The 1,148-nt window shown below is 42.9% G+C and carries 1 protein-coding gene and 1 pseudogene; both read left to right on the top strand.

What is annotated here, in order from left to right; translation table 11 throughout:
• Positions 1-13: 13 nt before the first annotated feature.
• Complete coding sequence (locus ACOVQ4_RS06385) at positions 14-778, top strand: thiazole synthase (protein WP_421819818.1); 765 nt, start codon at positions 14-16, stop codon at positions 776-778.
• An 8-nt stretch (positions 779-786) separates the two neighbouring features.
• A pseudogene (thiH, locus tag ACOVQ4_RS06380) lies at positions 787-1,148 on the top strand (2-iminoacetate synthase ThiH); the annotation flags it as partial.

Below are 1,148 nucleotides of genomic sequence, written 5' to 3'. Positions count from 1 at the left end.
TCATCACTCAGCTATGTCTTTACAAATTGCAGATAAAACCTTTCAGTCAAGGTTATTTACGGGAACTGGAAAATTTAGTAGTGCTTCTCTTATGGAAGAAAGCATTTTGGCATCAGGTTCAGAATTGGTAACTGTTGCCCTCAAACGAGTTAGTCTTACAGAAAAAGAAGATGATATTCTGTCATATCTTCAGCACGATTGCATCAATTTACTACCCAATACCTCTGGGGTACGCAATGCCAAAGAAGCCATTTTTGCGGCGCAAGTTGCCCGTGAAGCCTTGGAAACCAACTGGCTTAAACTCGAAATTCATCCTGACCCAAAATACCTCATGCCCGACCCTATCGAGACGCTAAAAGCAGCCGAGGAATTAGTAAAGTTGGGTTTTGTGGTATTACCCTATATTCATGCCGATCCTGTTTTGTGTAAAAGACTCGAAGAGGTTGGCGTAGCCGCAGTTATGCCTTTAGGATCGCCGATTGGCAGTAATAAGGGATTAAAAACGATTGATTTTCTAGAAATAATTATCGAGCAAAGCCGAGTGCCCGTAGTGGTGGATGCTGGAATTGGAGCGCCTTCGGATGCAGCCAAAGCGATGGAATTAGGCGCTGATGCGGTCTTGGTCAACACAGCGATAGCCGTTTCTGAAAATCCTGTTCAAATGGGCTTGGCATTCAAATATGCCGTTGAGGCTGGACGTATGGCGTATGAGGCCAAATTGGCGCCTATGCAACAACAAGCGGTGGCGAGTAGCCCATTAACGACATTTTTGAATTAGTGGAAAATATGGACTTTTATCAAGTTTTTCAACAATATACTTGGGACGAAATCCGTAAGAGTATTTATCAAAAAACACCTCAGGATGTCATAAGAGCACTCCAAAAATCAGGCAAACGAGATTTGGAAGACTTCAAGGCTTTGATTTCACCCGCTGCTACAGGTTTTCTGGAAGAAATGGCTCAACTAAGCCATAGGCTAACTCAAAAGCGTTTTGGCAAAACTATTCAGATGTATGTTCCGCTGTATCTCTCCAATGAGTGTCAGAATATCTGTACCTATTGTGGGTTTAGTTTTGACAACAAAATCAGAAGAAAAACGCTCACCGAAGAAGAGATTTTACAGGAAGTAGCCGTGCTCAAACGCATGGG

Origin of the sequence: Flectobacillus sp. (assembly GCF_049240685.1) — a bacterium.
Taxonomy (GTDB): Bacteria; Bacteroidota; Bacteroidia; order Cytophagales; family Spirosomataceae; genus Flectobacillus.
This window is presented reverse-complemented; position numbering and strand designations above follow the sequence as displayed.

Excerpts from the sequence above, each read along its gene's own strand:
- ACOVQ4_RS06385 (WP_421819818.1), top strand. The coding sequence starts at position 14 with ATGTCTTTACAAATTGCAGATAAAACCTTTCAGTCAAGGTTATTTACG.